Annotated in this window: 17 protein-coding genes; 10 read left to right on the plus strand and 7 right to left on the minus strand. The window is 32.4% G+C overall.

From position 1 onward, the window contains the following. Positions 1-59: 59 nt before the first annotated feature. Positions 60-587, minus strand: coding sequence for a DUF4199 domain-containing protein (locus tag NNL09_RS16640; RefSeq protein WP_196909936.1), 528 nt, complete (start codon positions 585-587; stop codon positions 60-62). A 326-nt stretch (positions 588-913) separates the two neighbouring features. Between NNL09_RS16640 and NNL09_RS16645 the strand changes: the two genes are divergently transcribed. Then, positions 914-1,390, plus strand: a complete 477-nt coding sequence (locus tag NNL09_RS16645; protein WP_196909937.1) for a hypothetical protein — start codon at positions 914-916, stop codon at positions 1,388-1,390. A gap of 135 nt (positions 1,391-1,525) precedes the next feature. Further along, positions 1,526-1,777 carry a type B 50S ribosomal protein L31 gene (locus NNL09_RS16650; RefSeq protein WP_025664866.1) on the plus strand — a complete coding sequence of 84 codons (252 nt, stop codon included), beginning with the start codon at positions 1,526-1,528 and terminating at the stop codon, positions 1,775-1,777. Between the two features lie 140 nt (positions 1,778-1,917). On the opposite strand, the gene NNL09_RS16655 is transcribed toward NNL09_RS16650, so the two are convergent. Beyond that, a complete protein-coding gene (locus NNL09_RS16655; protein WP_196912087.1) occupies positions 1,918-2,904 on the minus strand; it encodes an IS110 family transposase in 987 nt (328 codons plus the stop codon). A 648-nt stretch (positions 2,905-3,552) separates the two neighbouring features. On the opposite strand from NNL09_RS16655, the gene NNL09_RS16660 reads away from it, so the two are divergent. Continuing rightward, positions 3,553-4,734: a GlmU family protein gene (locus NNL09_RS16660; protein ID WP_196910549.1), complete on the plus strand. Its 1,182-nt coding sequence runs from the start codon at positions 3,553-3,555 to the stop codon at positions 4,732-4,734. Between the two features lie 195 nt (positions 4,735-4,929). On the opposite strand, the gene NNL09_RS16665 is transcribed toward NNL09_RS16660, so the two are convergent. Beyond that, complete coding sequence (locus NNL09_RS16665; protein ID WP_231389374.1) at positions 4,930-6,561, minus strand: ABC transporter substrate-binding protein; 1,632 nt, start codon at positions 6,559-6,561, stop codon at positions 4,930-4,932. A 132-nt stretch (positions 6,562-6,693) separates the two neighbouring features. On the opposite strand from NNL09_RS16665, the gene mtaB reads away from it, so the two are divergent. Next, positions 6,694-8,007 carry a tRNA (N(6)-L-threonylcarbamoyladenosine(37)-C(2))-methylthiotransferase MtaB gene (gene mtaB, locus NNL09_RS16670; RefSeq protein ID WP_196910548.1) on the plus strand — a complete coding sequence of 438 codons (1,314 nt, stop codon included), beginning with the start codon at positions 6,694-6,696 and terminating at the stop codon, positions 8,005-8,007. Between the two features lie 79 nt (positions 8,008-8,086). Here the strand turns inward: mtaB and NNL09_RS16675 are convergent, their stop codons facing one another. Beyond that, positions 8,087-8,389, minus strand: coding sequence for a GNAT family N-acetyltransferase (locus NNL09_RS16675; RefSeq protein ID WP_025664871.1), 303 nt, complete (start codon positions 8,387-8,389; stop codon positions 8,087-8,089). 306 nt (positions 8,390-8,695) lie between these two features. Between NNL09_RS16675 and NNL09_RS16680 the strand changes: the two genes are divergently transcribed. The 3 genes from NNL09_RS16680 (at position 8,696) to NNL09_RS16690 (ending at position 10,900) form a co-directional block, all read left to right on the plus strand. Beyond that, positions 8,696-9,367, plus strand: a complete 672-nt coding sequence (locus tag NNL09_RS16680) for an alpha/beta hydrolase (RefSeq protein WP_196910547.1) — start codon at positions 8,696-8,698, stop codon at positions 9,365-9,367. A 67-nt stretch (positions 9,368-9,434) separates the two neighbouring features. Beyond that, positions 9,435-10,385 carry a lytic transglycosylase domain-containing protein gene (locus NNL09_RS16685; RefSeq protein WP_025664873.1) on the plus strand — a complete coding sequence of 317 codons (951 nt, stop codon included), beginning with the start codon at positions 9,435-9,437 and terminating at the stop codon, positions 10,383-10,385. Between the two features lie 146 nt (positions 10,386-10,531). Beyond that, the gene (locus tag NNL09_RS16690; protein ID WP_196910546.1) at positions 10,532-10,900 is read left to right on the plus strand and encodes a sulfite exporter TauE/SafE family protein; all 369 of its coding nucleotides are present in this window, start codon (positions 10,532-10,534) and stop codon (positions 10,898-10,900) included. Positions 10,901-10,907: 7 nt separating this feature from the next. Here the strand turns inward: NNL09_RS16690 and NNL09_RS16695 are convergent, their stop codons facing one another. The 3 genes from NNL09_RS16695 to NNL09_RS16705 form a co-directional block, all read right to left on the minus strand. Then, positions 10,908-11,714, minus strand: coding sequence for a redoxin domain-containing protein (locus NNL09_RS16695; RefSeq protein WP_025664875.1), 807 nt, complete (start codon positions 11,712-11,714; stop codon positions 10,908-10,910). A 150-nt stretch (positions 11,715-11,864) separates the two neighbouring features. Continuing rightward, entirely contained in the window at positions 11,865-12,380 is a 516-nt protein-coding gene (locus NNL09_RS16700; protein ID WP_025664876.1) for a hypothetical protein, read from the minus strand. 8 nt (positions 12,381-12,388) lie between these two features. Continuing rightward, complete coding sequence (locus NNL09_RS16705; protein ID WP_196910545.1) at positions 12,389-13,273, minus strand: DUF6263 family protein; 885 nt, start codon at positions 13,271-13,273, stop codon at positions 12,389-12,391. Positions 13,274-13,449: 176 nt separating this feature from the next. Between NNL09_RS16705 and rpmH the strand changes: the two genes are divergently transcribed. From rpmH to NNL09_RS26205, 3 genes are all read left to right on the plus strand, one after another. Beyond that, positions 13,450-13,608, plus strand: coding sequence for a 50S ribosomal protein L34 (rpmH, locus tag NNL09_RS16710; RefSeq protein ID WP_074410140.1), 159 nt, complete (start codon positions 13,450-13,452; stop codon positions 13,606-13,608). A 100-nt stretch (positions 13,609-13,708) separates the two neighbouring features. Next, positions 13,709-16,561: a carbamoyl-phosphate synthase large subunit gene (gene carB / locus NNL09_RS16715; RefSeq protein ID WP_025664878.1), complete on the plus strand. Its 2,853-nt coding sequence runs from the start codon at positions 13,709-13,711 to the stop codon at positions 16,559-16,561. Between the two features lie 218 nt (positions 16,562-16,779). Further along, on the plus strand, positions 16,780-16,908 hold the full coding sequence (locus tag NNL09_RS26205; RefSeq protein WP_255518909.1) for a hypothetical protein: 129 nt from the start codon (positions 16,780-16,782) through the stop codon (positions 16,906-16,908). Positions 16,909-17,279: the final 371 nt, after the last annotated feature.

Consider the following 17,279-nt stretch of genomic DNA (forward strand, 5'->3'; position numbering starts at 1 on the left):
ATTTTTGGATATAATAGACATAAGTTTTAGAGTAATAAGTAGATAAATAGGTTTTTAGATTAAAAAACATCTCGTTTTTTTTGCATGATGGCTCCTCCAATTAAAGAAATGAGAAATCCTGCGAATAAATTCCAAATTAATGCAAATAGGGATGTTATAAATGGAGAGTTAAATTTTTTTATTACTTCCATACTTTGATTAATTTGTTCTTGAGACATATTTGGGTCACGTGTTATCATTTTATCTTGTTGATTATTAATCGTTTGATTGACAATGTCTGGTTCTATGACACTGGTTATAAGAATGTGCCAGATTACTCCAATTACTCCACCAATAAAAGCAATACCAATACCTGTTTTTAAAGCCTCATTTAACCTTAAAAAGCCATTATTTGCAGATTTGTAGGTGTATATACCATAGGTGGTTACACTTATTAATATGATTATGCTTATTATAGTATTTACTCGACTTTGATTTGTGTAACTATCAACCGCATAGAGAATGACACCATTTATGACAGATATAATTCCCAGAATTAAGCCATATTTTAATACGTGTCTATTGATAGAAGTAGTTACTTTTTCCATAATGTAAAATTGTTTTTTTTTGTCTAAAAACCATAAGTGTACAAATATAATAAAATGTTACAGCTGTTGTAAAAATAGCACTTTATCGATATAATTCATATTTTTATCGTATATTTACTAAATTATTACGGTTTTACCGTAGTTTAGATATGGTGTCAACAGGCGTAAAATATGGGGATTCGCTTAAAACGGTTGTAAATGATTAATCTGTTGATATCTTGTGTTTTAGGAGTGATACTGTTGTGGATTCTTGGTAAAACAAACTTTTTTAGAATTACTTACCCCAATTTAAATTGTATAAAAATATATTAACGAAACTAGTATTTATGAGAAAACTATTACTTTTTACATGTGTGATTTCTTTCCTTACTGTAGCTTCTTGTTCTCGAGATGTGGAGTCTACTGAAGTTTCATTGACGGAGAAAGAAAACCTGGTCAAACAAACCATTATTGAATTTAATAATAGTGCTATTAAAACTGGGAAGTATAATAGACTTGTTAGTTCTGTGTCACAGAAATCTGCGACGGGACAGCTAAGTGAGGTAGAATTAGAAGAGTTAGTTCAGGGTTTTCTAGCTTCCCAAAATCAAGCATTTTTGGATGTATATTATCAACTCGTAACTTTAAATATGACAGCTGAAGAATTTTATAGTATTGCTCACCAATTTGAACATTTAAGGTTAACTACAACAAACGGGTTAAGTAAAGGTTCTGATTGTTGTGAAGCGTCGGAGGCACTTGAACAGAATGGAAACCCTTTGGGGTTCTTGGGTAAATTTGTATGTGGCTGTGAAGAACAGTAATATCTTGATGCTATCCTCAATAGTTAATAGATGTTTACCACATCAATTAATTTACATTTCTTTATTTGCGAAATAATTTTGCATTTAAAAAAATAGTTGTAAATTTGCACCTCGAAAATAGAAAAGAATAATACAATGAGAAAAGGTATTCACCCAGAAAATTATAGATTAGTTGCTTTTAAAGATATGTCTAACGATGAAGTTTTTTTAACTAAATCTACAGCCAATACTAAAGAAACTTTAGAAGTAGATGGTGTAGAGTATCCGTTAGTGAAATTAGAAATTTCAAGAACATCACATCCTTTCTATACCGGTAAGTCAAAACTTATCGATACTGCAGGACGTATTGATAAATTCAAAAACAAATATGCTAAATTCAAAAAGTAATTTAGTAGTATACTATAATAAGAAGCCTTTCCATCTGGAAAGGCTTTTTTTATGCTAATTTATACCATTCCCAAAAATTCACATTAATTAAATCTGAGTTCAACGTAAATTATAATGCTTAAAAAGCGTCAATTCGATTTCTATGACGTAACCAAACGATTTTGATAAAAAGTTTGATTTTTGATTAATGCAAAAATGATGTGTATTATTTTGTTTCTTACAGCATTTAATACACTCATTTTGTTTTTTCCTTCATCTACTTTTCTATGGTAATATATGCTTAGATCATTCTCTAATCTAATTGCACTCATAGCTCCTAGATGTAGTAATCTTTTTAGTTCTTTATCTGCAAAATTAGATACTTTCGGTTTTCTAAAGATAGATGTTCCTGACGTATTTTCAAAAGGAGCTACTCCGGCATAACAAGCAAGTTTTCTAGGCTTGGTTATGGTTTTAAACTCATTGGTTTTTACTAACAAGTTCCAAGCTAAAATTTTTCCAACACCTGGAGTAGATACAAGCTGTTTATGTAAAGTTAATAGTTTTTGATCTTGCTTTACAATTTCTTGTATTGATAGCTCAAAATCTTTAATCTGTTTATCCAATTCTTTGATTAACCTATTATTCTTTGTTGTTAATTGCTTACTCATTTTTTTATTAGTTAAGCACAGATATTCCTTGTTCTTTATAACTAATGCTTTTCTTTGTTTAATTCTGTGCTTTCTCTCTGTTAGAAGCACTTGAAGGTCTTTTATTTTTAACCTTTGCGCAGTAAAGGGGGCTACTTCTGCATAATTGCTTTTAATGAATTTAGCAATTCTCAAAGCATCTATCTTATCATTTTTACCTCTAACTAATCCCATACTTTTCTTTAAATGCAGTGGATTAATAACATAAAACAAACACTCTAATTCTGATAATAATTCCATTAAGCTCCAACCATACTTTCCTGTATTTTCCATACAAACATAATTTACAGATTTGCTAGATAAATGTTTACTGAAAAAGCAACGAATGGATTTTGGCGTATTATCTATTTTAAAAGACTCTTGATGCTCTGATAAAACACAGATGTCTAAAGTAGATTTACTCACATCAATTCCAATAAATTTTAAATTGGTTTTCATAACTTTGATTTTAATGAATTATGTTATAACTCAACTCCTTAATAATGGGCTCTAATCCCTAATTTCTATTTGAGTTTATAACTGAACGGAAAAGGTCTGAATCAAATTATAAGCTTTAAAACTTAGAGTGAATAGATAGTGTACCTTTTCCGTTCTTTAAATTATAAAATATCTCAATGCTAATCTAAAGGAGTGTTTTGTCATAATGGAATGGAGACAAAATATACTTCGGCAAGCTCAGCAGGGCTATCGAGAATAGCTTTTTTAGCAAATCCTTGTCATTCTGAGTGTGTCGAAGGGCTTAATACACCACGTCCAAAAACGTGGCACTCGAGTCTATGTGATTTTCTTAGATCGAACTCAAATTATGACAAATTCATTTTACTATTTTAACGTGAATAATGGATATGAAATTTTTGTCAGTTTGAGTACCAGATCTCTGATTTGGTGTATCGAAAACAAGAAAATGTATAACTAAAAAGTACTTCTCGATACTAAGTTTTTATAGAATTTTACTCGAAGTGATGTATCTGCTCTTAAATATTATTTATGTTATTTTACAAATAAATTCGTCAAACAACACTATTTTTAATATTAACGTCTTTATTTTTGCAGCCGTATAACTAACTAATTTTTTGAAATCAAAACATGAATTATATTCTTTTTGACGGTGTCTCACGTAATGCGTTATTACCATTTACTTATACACGACCAGTTGCCGAGATTAGGATTGGGATATTAACCATTCGCGAGAAATGGGAGAAATATTTGGGATCTACTACTTCTACAGTAACTGAAGAATACCTAAGCGAAAAATTTCCTATGGTAGAGCTGGCAGAGAATATAATGATCAATGCTTCTTATTTACCATCAGAGCAGTTGGTGGCTGCTATCAAAAACCTGAAACCCGAACAGGCTATTTTTTGTAATGACGAACCTATCGCTTTTTATGTTAAAGAGGAGCAGGAGGTAGATTTTGAAGCCTACGAGATAATAACGTACGATACGGATGTGTTTACGGTACAGCATACCTGGGATATCTTTTCAAAAAATGAACAGGCGATTGCCGATGATTTTAAGCTGCTAACACAGGATAGGGTGAGTCAACCTATTCCTGAAAGTAATAATATCATTGCACCCGAAAATATTTTTATTGAAGAAGGAGCAACACTCGAATTTACAACACTTAATGCAAGTAAAGGACCGATATACATAGGAAAAGATACCGAAATCATGGAAGGTAGTATGATTAGAGGGCCTTTTGCGCTTTGTGATCGGGCTGTAGTAAAGATGGGAGCAAAGATTTATGGTGGTACTACTATTGGAGTACATTCTAAGGTAGGAGGAGAGATCAATAACTCTGTAATATTTGGGTGCTCTAATAAAGGACATGATGGGTATATGGGAAATTCTGTAATAGGAGAATGGTGTAACCTGGGAGCAGATACGAATACCTCTAATCTTAAAAATAATTATGCCGAAGTTCGCTTATGGAATTATGAAGCAGAAAGTTTTACAAAAACAGGATTGCGATTCTGTGGTTTGATGATGGGGGATCATTCTAAATGTGGTATCAATACCATGTTTAATACAGGGACTGTTGTAGGGGTAAATGCCAATATTTTTGGTACAGGTTTTCCACGTAATTTTGTGCCTAGCTATAGTTGGGGAGGAAGTGCCGGTTTTACGACCTATTTAACCAAAAAAGCTTTTGAAGTGGCTAAAGTAGTTATGTCGAGAAGAAAAGTTGAGTTTACAAAACAAGAAGAACAGATTCTTGAGCAGATCTTTGAAGATACCAGGCAATGGCGAAAGAGTTATGAGAAGTAATTTTTTGTACTGATCTAACTAAATGGTTTTGATCATCCCGATCCATCGACTTGACTAAGGGTAAACTAAAGGTTGGGATCCACTTTATGTAGTTGTTGTAATAGATTCCGTTCTTCAACGGAATGACAAATCAACTCATTTCTGTGTTCAATGAATTTTATTATGCCTTTAGGATTTTTACACATCAAACCTTAATTATTTAATAGGTTCTTTCCACACTCGTTTTAGTACCAGGAAATTTTGTGGGTTATTGGTGAGTCCTTTTACGTTTTTTTGAGTAAATCGAACTACTTGATCATAATATAGAGGAACGATAGGAGCATTCGCAATAATGATAGAGTCCATTTTTGCATAGTGCTGCTCTCTTATTTTGATATCGGTTATTAAGAAACTTTCTTCGTATAAGCGATCAAAAGTTTCATTTTTGAAATGTGTATAGTTAGGGCCGTGAGGAGTAAAATTTTTACTGTAATATGGTGATAGAAAATTCTCGGCATCGGGGTAATCTGCAATCCAGCTGGCACGAAAAGATTCTAATTTTCCTTTCCATTTCTTTTGACGTATCGTCGAAGATGGCATTACATCTACAATAATGTTTAATCCAACTTTCTCAAGTTCTCGCTGTATAAATTCGCAAATGCTCTGATAATTTGCATCTGTAGCAATTCGTATGGTTGGATTGTTGTTTCCTGTTTGCTTTTTATAGGTTTCTACTAACTTACGAGCTTTTACAGGGGCATACTCATATCCAGGAATTTTATTAAACCCGGGAATACCCTTTGGGATAAAACCGTGTATTGCAGGGGTTCCTATACCATTTTTTAAATAGGTGATCATCTTTTTCCTGTCGAAACCATGATTGATGGCTTTCCTCAGTAGTTTCGATTGTATTTCCTTTTTGTCTGTATCGAGGTAGAAACCCAGGTATTCAGAATTTAGATAAGAGCCTTTGCTTATATTGATACGTTCTCTGTATTTCTCTCTTAACTTTCCGCTAGGGGTTAATAATTCATCTTTATATGAGGCATCTAAGCTGTTTAATAAATCGATATTTCCTTTGGCAAACTGTAAAAATTCACTTTGCTTGTCGGGTAAAAAGGTAATGGCTACAGCCTCGAGATAGGGGAGTTGTTTGCCATTTTTGCCCTTTTCAAAATACAATTCATTTTTACGTAAAACGAGCTTGATGTTTTCTTCCCATAATTTAAATTTAAAAGGACCAGTACCAATAGGGTTCGCTCTAAACTCACTACCATAAAACGATACAACTTCCTTAGGAACCACAGAGCAATATCGCATACTCATTAATCCCAAAAATGCGGGAAAAGGTTTTTTTAGTTTGATTTCAAAAATAGTATCATTAATAGCTTTATAGGTGTCTACTGTTTTAAGAACCCAGTTACCAGGAGATGCTACTTTGGGATCAACTAATCTATTAAAACTATACACAAAATCCTCTGCAACAACATATCGAGTACTGTCTTTGGTTTTAAATTGTTCATGTTTATGAAACTTTACATCATCTCGAAGTATAAAGGTATAGGTAAGGGCGTCTTCAGAAATTTCCCACCTTTTTGCAATATCCGGCTTAATATGTAAAGAATCGTCTAGTTGTATCAAACTGTTAAATAACTGATTTGTAGACCAGATATTAGCAACATCCCTCGCAAATGCAGGATCTAATGAGCTTATGTTTTCATATTGATTATACCGAAATACCAAATGATCTCTGTTTTCTTGAGAAGAATCTTTACAGGATACGAGAGTAAGTAAAATATAAGCTATTGTTAAATAGCGAATTATGAAAAAATAATGAACACACTTCAATTTTAGTAAACGAATTATTGTTGGTATATTTGCACCCTGAAAATTTATTCTAGAGTGACTCAATATTTTTGAGTTTTGGTATGGGTAAATATAATGAGATTTCTGCCCCTGCGGAAATGACACTTATGTTTTATGAGAAAAAAAGTTGCTTTTTATACTTTGGGTTGTAAACTGAATTTTTCAGAAACCTCTACAATAGCAAGAAATTTTACAGATGAAGGCTTTGATCGTGTAGATTTTTCTGAGAATGCAGATATCTATGTCATTAATACATGTTCTGTTACCGAAAACGCAGATAAAAGATTTAAAACCATAGTTAAACAAGCGCAAAAGGTAAATCCAGATGCTTTTGTAGCTGCTGTGGGATGCTATGCCCAGTTAAAACCAGAAGAATTAGCTTCTGTAGATGGTGTAGATCTTGTTTTGGGAGCTACAGAAAAATTTAAGATCACCGATTATATTAATGATCTCTCTAAGAATGATTTTGGAGAAGTGCATTCTTGCGAAATCGAAGAAGCCGATTTTTATGTAGGTAGTTACTCTATAGGAGATCGTACCCGTGCATTCTTAAAAGTGCAGGACGGTTGTGATTATAAATGTACTTACTGTACAATCCCGCTTGCCAGAGGAATTTCACGAAGCGATACCCTGCAGAATGTATTAAAAAATGCTAAAGAAATTTCTGAAAAAGGAATTAAAGAGATTGTGCTTACCGGAGTTAATATAGGAGATTATGGTAAAGGTGAGTATGGAAATAAGAAACATGAACATACTTTTTTTGAACTTGTACAGGCATTGGATGAGGTTGAAGGTATTGAACGATTGCGAATTTCGTCTATAGAACCCAATTTACTTAAAAATGAAACTATAGATTTTGTGTCAGGTTCCAGGACTTTTGTGCCACATTTTCATATCCCTTTACAATCTGGGAATGATGATATATTAAAACTGATGCGTCGCAGATATCTTAGTGATCTATATGTTGATAGGGTACAAAAGATTAAAGAAGTAATGCCTCATACATGTATTGGGGTAGATGTTATTGTTGGTTTTCCTGGTGAGACCGATGATCACTTTTTAGACACCTATAACTTTTTATCTCGATTAGATATCTCATATTTACATGTATTTACCTATTCTGAAAGAGATAATACAGTAGCTGCAGCTTTAGATGGTGTGGTTTCTCTGGATGTTAGAAAGAAAAGAAGTAAAATGTTAAGAGGATTATCTGCAAAGAAAAGAAGAGCGTTTTATGAAAGCCAGTTAGGAACCGAAAGAACAGTTCTGTTTGAGTCTGAAAATAAAGAAGGATATATACATGGTTTTACCGAAAATTATGTGAAAGTAAAAATGCCATGGAATCCATTGTATGTGAATACCTTACATAAGGTGAGATTAAGAACTATTGATGAAGATGGGATGGTGAGATTTGATTTTATAGCATAAAAATCAAGCGAAGTTCAATATATAACACACAAAAGCCTGCTGTATAGCAGGCTTTTGTGTGTTATAATAGAGTAGTATACTATATATTTATTCCTACGGGAAGTAAATCTTTATATTTCCTTCGGTTTTTTCGCATAAATTTTGCAATAATAGGACTAGTAGGTACTAATCTAATATTACGTTCTTCAATTACATTAAATACTGCAACGATAAAATCTTGTTCGTAACCTTTTTCGAGGTGTTCTTCACTCATGATAAGTTTAGTAAGAAATATTTTTCTTTCTTGTAGCGCGTATTCGATCTTTGCTTTTTGACCGTCAATTGTAGTTTCGAATTGTCTTAGAAATTCGTTGTCGATAATTTCTAATTCAACAGCACTCATGTTCTCCATATTTTTTTAAATTATTGAGATATTTAATCAAATGTTTATAAGGAGCTAACCTTACTAATCATAACCATCTTAATTAGAGAAGGTTTTTCAGATACATATCTGAAATATAGGTTTTTAACCTAATAAAAATGAGGTTTTACCTTGTCTTATCTAACTAAAATTAGTTAGTTCTAAAATTCCCTTTTGCAAAAATTTAACTCAATGTTTCCTTTTTTCTAACAAAGGAATACTATAATTTTGATACGCAAAGATAAGAAAATTAGAGTTTTAAATTTAATACCCACTGTTAAAATACCTATGTCGCAGGAAGTTAGCCATGTTTACTTTGTTCCAGGGATGGCAGCAGATGTTTCGATATTCGAATATATTAAGCTTCCCAAGGATAAATTTGTAACTCAAACCCTACCTTGGAAAATCCCAAATAAGAATGAATCTATAGAGGATTATGCTAAACGTATGTGTGAAGAAATTGAGCATAAGAACTGTATTTTGATCGGGGTATCGTTTGGAGGTGTGATGGTGCAAGAGATGAGTAAGTATTTGATTTTAAAGAAACTTGTTATTATTTCGAGTGTAAAAAACAAGTTCGAATTACCTACCCGAATTAAAATTGCCAGAAAAACCAAGGCTTATAAACTGTTGCCAACAGCAATAGTTTCTAAGATAGATAATTGGGAAAAATTGGCTTTTGGTGATTTTGCAAAAAAACGTGCAGCCATGTATCAAAAATATTTATCTATAAATGATAAAAGGTATTTGGATTGGGCTATAGAAAATATGGTATGTTGGGATCAGGAAAAAACACCAGATAATCTTGTTCATATTCATGGGGATAAAGACATCGTTTTTCCTATCTCAAATATAAAAAAATGTATAACAGTTGATGGGGGAACTCATGTTATGATTGTAAATAGAGCAAGGTGGTTTAATAAAAATTTACCCGAAATAATTAGTGATAACTTACGTTAATCTAACTTTTTACGCTATATTGTACAATAAATTTTATTCCCCAATAAAATCAAAATCTACTTAAGTAATGAAAACAATTAAGAAATTTTTAGTTCTTCTAGGTGTGCTGTTCACCTTCGGAATTTTAGTAAACGCTACACAAGACCATCAGCCAGAAAAACCACTAGCTCAAGAAATTCTGGAAGAAAAATTAGTAAATGATTATAACGTATATGCTATTGCAATGCCAGATAATCTTAATTTTTCTGGAGAATTAGTTCCTATAGAAAATCCGGATATAAGAGAGCGAATGGATCGAGAATTGTTGGTTAACACCTACTGGCAATCTAATGGTTTACTCCTTTTTAAGAGAGCTAATAAGTATTTTCCTATTATAGAACCAATTCTTAAAGAACAGGGTGTTCCTGATGATTTTAAATACTTGGCAGTAATAGAAAGTAGCTTAACTCAAGCAGTATCTCCTGCAAGAGCAACAGGATTTTGGCAAATCTTAAAAGGTACTGCAAAAGAATATGGACTAGAGGTAAACGAAAATGTAGATGAGCGTTATCATATTGAAAAATCTACAGAAGTAGCTTGTAAATACCTTAAAAGTGCAAAAGAAAAATTTGGTTCCTGGACTTTGGCAGCAGCAGCATATAATGCAGGTAGAGCTGGGATTAATAGACGACTAGAAAAACAAAAAGCAGCCTCATATTATGATCTTTTGTTAGGAGAAGAAACGGGAAGATATGTGTTCAGAATTGTAGCAGTAAAAGAAATCTTGAGCAACCCAAAGAAATATGGCTTTAACTTTAGTAATGAAGATTTATATACTCATATTCCTACATTTAATGTTCTGGTAGATGAACCTATTGCAGATTTTACTGACTTTGCTGAGCAATATGATATCAATTATAAGATTCTAAAACTACATAATCCCTGGCTTAGAGAAGCCCGTTTAAATAATCATTCTGGTAAAGAATATCTTATAAAAATACCAAGAGAAGGATATTATAAAACAACAACCGGGCAATAAAAATTTGAGATTTTTTATTAAGTTAGCAACTTGTTTTAAAGTAGTTTTAACTCATATTTGAAACTGCTTTTAATAAGAGAACGTTGTGTAATTACACGTTCTTAATTTTATAATTAGTTACCAGGTGATTATTAAAATTTAAAGGTTTGAATACTTCAGTACTTATTTCGTTAATCTTAATTGGATTATTAGCTGGGTTTTTTAGTGGTACATTGGGGATAGGAGGAAGCGTGATTATGATTCCTCTTTTGATTTTGTGGATAAACTTTTCTCAACACGAAGCGCAAGGAACCAGTCTTGCTGTATTGGCGGTTCCTGTAACGTTATTGGCAGCATATAATTATTATCACGAGGGATTCGTAAATTGGAAATACGCGATTGTAATAGCCGTAACCTTTATTATTGGGGGATATTTGGGAAGCAAACTGGCAATTTCTATAAACCAGGAATTACTAAAAAAAATCTTTGGAGGTGTATTACTGCTGGTAGCTCTAAAAATGATAATGGGTAAATAGATAATTATTAATTATCCTTTTTGTTGCTTATAGAATCTCGTTCTCGCTTATATCTTTCGTATTCTTCGTCAATATTTCGCTCCTCATCTGTACGTCCGTCTTCATTTTCTTTTGCTTCAGCTTCGGTATTATTTATTTCAGTATTTAAATCCAGATCAGCAATTAAAAGAGAAACGCCTTTGGATAACGAATTAAAGTGAATATTGTAAGAGTTACTTAGTGTTTCACTAGAGTGATGAGTAACAATTTTTCTAATATCTAATATTTTTTTATTTCCATCCATAAAATACATCATAGGAAAACCTAATGCATGTTTTAGTTTATTGATAATATATGAATCCTGATTCGTCTTTTCATCAATATGAACTAAATGTATGTTACTATTGTATTCTTTTACTTTTTCTTTTAATTTCTCTTTATTATCCCAGAAGAGTACTACAAAATCAATCTGATCATGAAATCTATCTGCTAAATCATTTAGTGCAGGAATTTCTCCGATACCAGGAACACACCAAGAAGCATATGTGATAAGAAAAATTGGTTTTTCGTAATCTCTTAAAAGAATAGGATCTCCTTTTAGCGGATATACATTAAAGTTATCCATATAGGTTCCGCTAAGGTGATTAGTTACCAGGGAGTCAAATAAGAATTCTGCACGTTCCAGATCTTTATCTTTATAGGCAAGATCAATTTTTTGGTTATATTTTACGATATGCGCCGAAATAGCAACCGAAAATGGTATTTGTCTTTCTTCTTGAGCAAAGGAATTGCTAAAATATAAAGAGAGTATTCCTAATACTAATAATTTCTTCATTATAAATAGATTACGGTAGCTAATGTAATATAATGCCATCAAAAAAACATTTTTTAGGTGTAAAACTTTTTGATGTTCACTTAATTAAAAAACGTTCTAAAGATTGTATTAAACTATCATTAAACGTAATTTTCTGTACAATTAGTATGCCTAAATTTTCTTCATTTGCTGTTTCATCATAGTGATCTGATCCTTAAGCATATTGTGTTTATCTAATTTTTTGGCTTCTGTAAGCAACATTTGAGCTTCTCTTTTACGGCGTTTTGTCATTGCAATACCGGCAAGATTTAATTTTGCCACGGCAAGATCTTGATTCATCGATAACCCCAGTTTTATTGCCTTTTTAAGGTGTTTTTCGGCTTGTGTGATGTTGGTTTGAGATAACATAATACCGAGAAGATAATTGTAATACCCTTGTTGTTTTGTAGTAAGAGCACTTTCTGGGTTTTTGATTTTGTCTAACCATTTTCTGGCACCATCAAAATCTTGTTTACGTAATCTTAAGAAAGCCAGGAGGATTAATTCGTTTTTAAAATATAAAAAGACGAAAATTGCAGCTAATAAAATAAGCATAATTCCATTACCTACATATCCTTCTACTATCTGCCATATTGCTACTCCGGTAACGATTGCTGCGATTACTAATTTTATATTTTTGTTGTACATTTTTAACCTTATTTTATTGTTTTGTAGTTATTTTTAAATTTTATTGATGTCGGTATTTTGGTATCTGGCATAGTAGAGATTAGTGTGTTTCCTTTGCATATACCTTCTGAGCTTCCTTCTTGCATAAGCCCCGTTTTATTATTAACTGTGATCATTGCTTTTTGAGAACCAGATACTATTATAGTAGCACTGGCATTCGTATTTTCCATTTCTATTTCTGATGTGCCTGCAATTGTAGCACTCTCATCCATAATTGAAGCAATGTTCCATTTATTTTTGCTTTTCATTTTACCGGTATACTCATTTTCCCACTTGTCACCCGCAGTAGCATTATTATCACCATAGATATATGTCATTTGCTCAAAATTACCTAATAATTGGTTGTCTCCCCATTGTTGATCCAAACTAATGCGAACTTGTTTTATAGCATTAGGATCTGTAATACCAGCATTTTTAATCATATTATCGATAAGGGTTTCTGTTCCTTCTAAGGCATTAATCTTACCATTTTTTTGCATTACCATAGTAACAGGAGAATTGATTAGCCCTTGAAAAATACGTCCCTGTACATCTGTAGAATCTGGCGTTATAGAAGTATCCATATCCATAAGAACCCCTAGAGAAGGAGAGCTTGTTTTCATTTTTAATGTTTGGTATTTCATTTCTATATAAAACAAGCTGTTTTCTATTTTTGTCACTATAAAAGACATTTCTGCACTAATATCATTTGTGATTATTTGTTGCCCTCCAGAAATATCTTGCGTAATTATTTGTTCAGAATCCTGACGAATTGCAAAAGAATCTCCAACATTAAGATTATATTGCAAAGCAGTTTGAGAAAAACCAGTAATCGACAGTATCAATACTAGTATAAAAAGGATTGGTTTTTTCATAAAAACAGGATTGCGATTTTCTTGTGCAAAGAAACTAATTTTTTTGGATAAAAAATATTTGATATTTACGTTTGTCAAAGTAAAAACTCTTTGTATATTTGCCCGCAGTTTTGGGAAGAAATTCTCAGAAAAGATCGAATTAGATATTTCAAGAAGATTTATAAAGATATATAGCAATGAAAAGAACGTTTCAACCATCGAAGAGAAAGAGAAAAAACAAACACGGTTTCAGAGAGCGTATGGCTTCTGCAAATGGTAGAAAGGTGTTGGCTCGTAGAAGAGCAAAAGGAAGAAAGAAGATATCTGTTTCGTCTGAACTAAGACATAAGCACTAATGATAACGTTCATTAAAAATATTGAAGGTGTTACTTTATAGGTAACGCCTTTTTTTATATCTAATACATAATTTTATAGGAAAAGCAATACCGTTATTACATGCCAAAAAGAGAAAAACTAAAGAGTATACTTATTATAGGATCGGGACCAATTGTTATTGGTCAAGCGTGTGAGTTTGATTATTCTGGTACACAAGCCCTACGTTCTTTAAGAGAAGATGGGATAGAAACGATTCTGATCAATTCGAATCCAGCTACAATTATGACAGATCCTTCTATGGCGGATCATGTATACCTTAAGCCATTAAATACAAAATCAATAATAGGGATTCTAAAAGAACACCCTCAGATTGATGCTGTATTACCCACAATGGGAGGACAAACTGCTCTTAACCTTTGTATAGAAGCAGATGAAAAAGGAATATGGAAAGATTTTGATGTAGAGATCATAGGAGTAGATATTGATGCTATAAATATTACTGAGGATAGAGAGCAATTTAGAGAACTAATGCTTTCTATTGGGATTCCTATGGCTCCTCAGGCAACCGCCAATTCTTACCTAAAAGGAAAAGAGATCGCTCAGGAATTTGGATTTCCTCTTGTTATTAGAGCATCATATACACTTGGTGGTGCAGGGGCATCTTTTGTTTATAAAGAAGAAGACTTTGATACATTACTTACTCGCGGGTTAGAAGTTTCTCCGATTCACGAAGTGATGATCGATAAAGCTCTGATTGGGTGGAAAGAATATGAATTAGAACTGTTAAGAGATAATAATGATAATGTAGTTATTATTTGTACTATAGAGAATATGGATCCTATGGGAATCCATACCGGAGATTCGATTACGGTTGCTCCAGCAATGACGTTAAGTGATAAAACTTTTCAGCGTATGCGTGATATGGCAATCCATATGATGCGTAGTATTGGAGATTTTGCAGGAGGATGTAATGTGCAATTCGCAGTAAGTCCCGATGAAAATGAAGATATTATTGCTATCGAGATTAATCCTAGAGTTTCTCGTTCTTCTGCATTGGCATCAAAAGCGACAGGATATCCAATTGCAAAAATAGCTGCAAAACTGGCTATTGGATATAATCTGGATGAATTAGATAACCAGATTACCCAATCTACTTCGGCTTTATTCGAACCTACATTAGATTATGTAATTGTAAAAATACCACGATGGAATTTTGACAAATTCGAAGGGTCTGATCGTACATTAGGGCTTCAGATGAAATCTGTTGGAGAAGTTATGGCAATCGGTAGATCATTTCAAGAAGCATTACATAAAGCTACTCAGTCTTTAGAAATTAAAAGAAACGGACTTGGTGCCGATGGAAAAGGATATAAAGACTATGATCAAATTATAGATAAACTTACCTATGCCAGTTGGGATCGTGTGTTTGTAATCTATGACGCTATCCAAATGGGAATCCCATTAAGCAGAATACACGAAATCACAAAAATAGATATGTGGTTCCTAAAACAATATGAGGAATTATATAATCTTGAAAAAGAAATTTCAACATATACTATTCAATCCCTTACCAAAGAATTAATACTAGAAGCAAAACAAAAAGGTTTTGCAGATAGACAGATAGCTCATATGGTAGGGTGTTATGAAAGTGAAGTATACAATAAGAGAGATGAATTAGGGATAAAAAGAGTGTATAAATTAGTAGACACCTGTGCTGCAGAATTTAAAGCTCAAACCCCTTATTTTTATTCAACTTTTGAAGCAGAAATAGAAACACCAGAAGGAGAAATATCGGTCTCTAATGAGAGTGTTGTTAGTGATAAAAAGAAAATTGTTGTTTTAGGTTCGGGACCTAACAGGATTGGACAAGGAATAGAATTTGATTATTGTTGTGTGCATGGCGTTTTGGCATCTGCAGAGTGTGGATATGAAACGATAATGATCAATTGTAATCCAGAAACTGTATCTACCGATTTTGATACTGCCGATAAACTATATTTTGAACCTGTATTTTGGGAACATATTTATGATATTATCCGACATGAGAAGCCCGAAGGAGTAATTGTTCAACTTGGTGGGCAAACTGCATTAAAACTAGCCGAAAAGCTGGATCGCTATGGGATTAAGATTATAGGAACAAGTTACCAATCACTAGATCTTGCTGAAGATAGAGGGCATTTCTCTAAATTGTTACAAGAAAATAATATCCCATATCCCGAGTTTGATACTGCAGAAACTGCGGATCAAGCACTTGAGGTGGCTGACCGTTTAGATTTTCCAATTTTGGTGAGACCGTCTTATGTATTAGGAGGGCAAGGCATGAAGATTGTAATTAATAAGCAGGAACTAGAAGAACATGTGGTCGATTTATTACGTAAAATTCCTAATAATAAATTGCTATTAGATCACTATTTGGATGGTGCAATCGAAGCAGAAGCAGATGCAATATGTGATGGTGAAAATGTGTATATCATAGGAATTATGGAGCATATAGAACCATGTGGAATTCATTCTGGAGATTCTAATGCTACTTTACCTCCGTTTAATCTTGGAGAATTTGTAATGCAGCAGATTAAAGATCATACACATAAAATTGCATTAGCATTAAACACTGTGGGGCTAATAAATATTCAGTTTGCAATCAAAGATGATATGGTATATATCATTGAGGCGAACCCAAGAGCTTCGAGAACAGTACCTTTTATTGCTAAAGCATACGGAGAACCTTATGTAAATTATGCAACCAAAGTGATGCTGGGAGAAAAGAAAGTGACAGATTTTGACTTTAAACCCCACTTAGAGGGATATGCCATTAAGCAACCTGTATTCTCTTTCAATAAATTCCCTAATGTTAATAAGAAATTAGGTCCAGAAATGAAAAGTACCGGAGAGAGTATCTTGTTTATTGATGATCTTAAAGATGATCAATTTTATGATCTATATTCAAGACGTAAAATGTATTTGAGTAAATAGGATCTTATATATATAGAATTTATAAAAACCAGATTGTAGAATATACAATCTGGTTTTTTTATTTGTCATATACATTAAAACTGTAGAGTTGTATACATTCAGACCTATTTCTTAGCCTGGTTTTGTGTATTACTTTTTTTATTCATGTTCTTTGGTCTAGATAGATAACATAGTACAAATAAAACTTTTATAGCATGAAAAATTTAAATTTCAAAAAAATGGAAAAACAAGAATTACATTCTATTATGGGGGGAACAAGGAGAAGAGTAAGAAGAGTGGGAGTAGCATTAAGAAGAAGAAGGAGTAGTGGATTTATGGATGAAAATTCTGAAGAGATTGATTTTTAGTGATATAAATTATCGCTAGAAATTAGGGAAAGCTATTGTTTGATATGTAGATATCAGGCAATAGTTTTTTTAATTAAATACATCTACTAACTAATTTTTAATACATGAATATGAATTTTGAAATGTATGATTTTGTTGTTTTATAGGTATCTGGATTATGTAAAAAGTAATTTTTTGTTAGAATTTTAAAAAAAACACACATTTTAGTCCAAAAAGCATAATTTTTTTGATAATAATATTATAGAAATAGCACTAATTCTTATCGAATAAGATTCGTATATATGTTAATTTAAAGCTAATTATGTGTTAAATATAGTTAAATTCACTTTAATTCCTTTCAGTTTTTGATGCCGTTTTTCTGCTGAAATTTC

Origin of the sequence: Aquimarina sp. EL_43 (genome assembly GCF_943422735.1) — a bacterium.
Lineage (GTDB): Bacteria > Bacteroidota > Bacteroidia > Flavobacteriales > Flavobacteriaceae > Aquimarina > Aquimarina megaterium.

Excerpts from the sequence above, each read along its gene's own strand:
- NNL09_RS16705 (WP_196910545.1), bottom strand. The coding sequence starts at position 13,273 with ATGAAAAAACCAATCCTTTTTATACTAGTATTGATACTGTCGATTACT.
- rpmH (WP_074410140.1), top strand. The coding sequence starts at position 13,450 with ATGAAAAGAACGTTTCAACCATCGAAGAGAAAGAGAAAAAACAAACAC.
- NNL09_RS16700 (WP_025664876.1), bottom strand. The coding sequence starts at position 12,380 with ATGTACAACAAAAATATAAAATTAGTAATCGCAGCAATCGTTACCGGA.
- NNL09_RS16655 (WP_196912087.1), bottom strand. The coding sequence starts at position 2,904 with ATGAAAACCAATTTAAAATTTATTGGAATTGATGTGAGTAAATCTACT.
- NNL09_RS16640 (WP_196909936.1), bottom strand. The coding sequence starts at position 587 with ATGGAAAAAGTAACTACTTCTATCAATAGACACGTATTAAAATATGGC.
- NNL09_RS26205 (WP_255518909.1), top strand. The coding sequence starts at position 16,780 with ATGGAAAAACAAGAATTACATTCTATTATGGGGGGAACAAGGAGAAGA.
- mtaB (WP_196910548.1), top strand. The coding sequence starts at position 6,694 with ATGAGAAAAAAAGTTGCTTTTTATACTTTGGGTTGTAAACTGAATTTT.
- NNL09_RS16695 (WP_025664875.1), bottom strand. The coding sequence starts at position 11,714 with ATGAAGAAATTATTAGTATTAGGAATACTCTCTTTATATTTTAGCAAT.
- NNL09_RS16685 (WP_025664873.1), top strand. The coding sequence starts at position 9,435 with ATGAAAACAATTAAGAAATTTTTAGTTCTTCTAGGTGTGCTGTTCACC.
- NNL09_RS16675 (WP_025664871.1), bottom strand. The coding sequence starts at position 8,389 with ATGAGTGCTGTTGAATTAGAAATTATCGACAACGAATTTCTAAGACAA.
- carB (WP_025664878.1), top strand. The coding sequence starts at position 13,709 with ATGCCAAAAAGAGAAAAACTAAAGAGTATACTTATTATAGGATCGGGA.
- NNL09_RS16645 (WP_196909937.1), top strand. The coding sequence starts at position 914 with ATGAGAAAACTATTACTTTTTACATGTGTGATTTCTTTCCTTACTGTA.
- NNL09_RS16650 (WP_025664866.1), top strand. The coding sequence starts at position 1,526 with ATGAGAAAAGGTATTCACCCAGAAAATTATAGATTAGTTGCTTTTAAA.
- NNL09_RS16680 (WP_196910547.1), top strand. The coding sequence starts at position 8,696 with ATGTCGCAGGAAGTTAGCCATGTTTACTTTGTTCCAGGGATGGCAGCA.
- NNL09_RS16660 (WP_196910549.1), top strand. The coding sequence starts at position 3,553 with ATGAATTATATTCTTTTTGACGGTGTCTCACGTAATGCGTTATTACCA.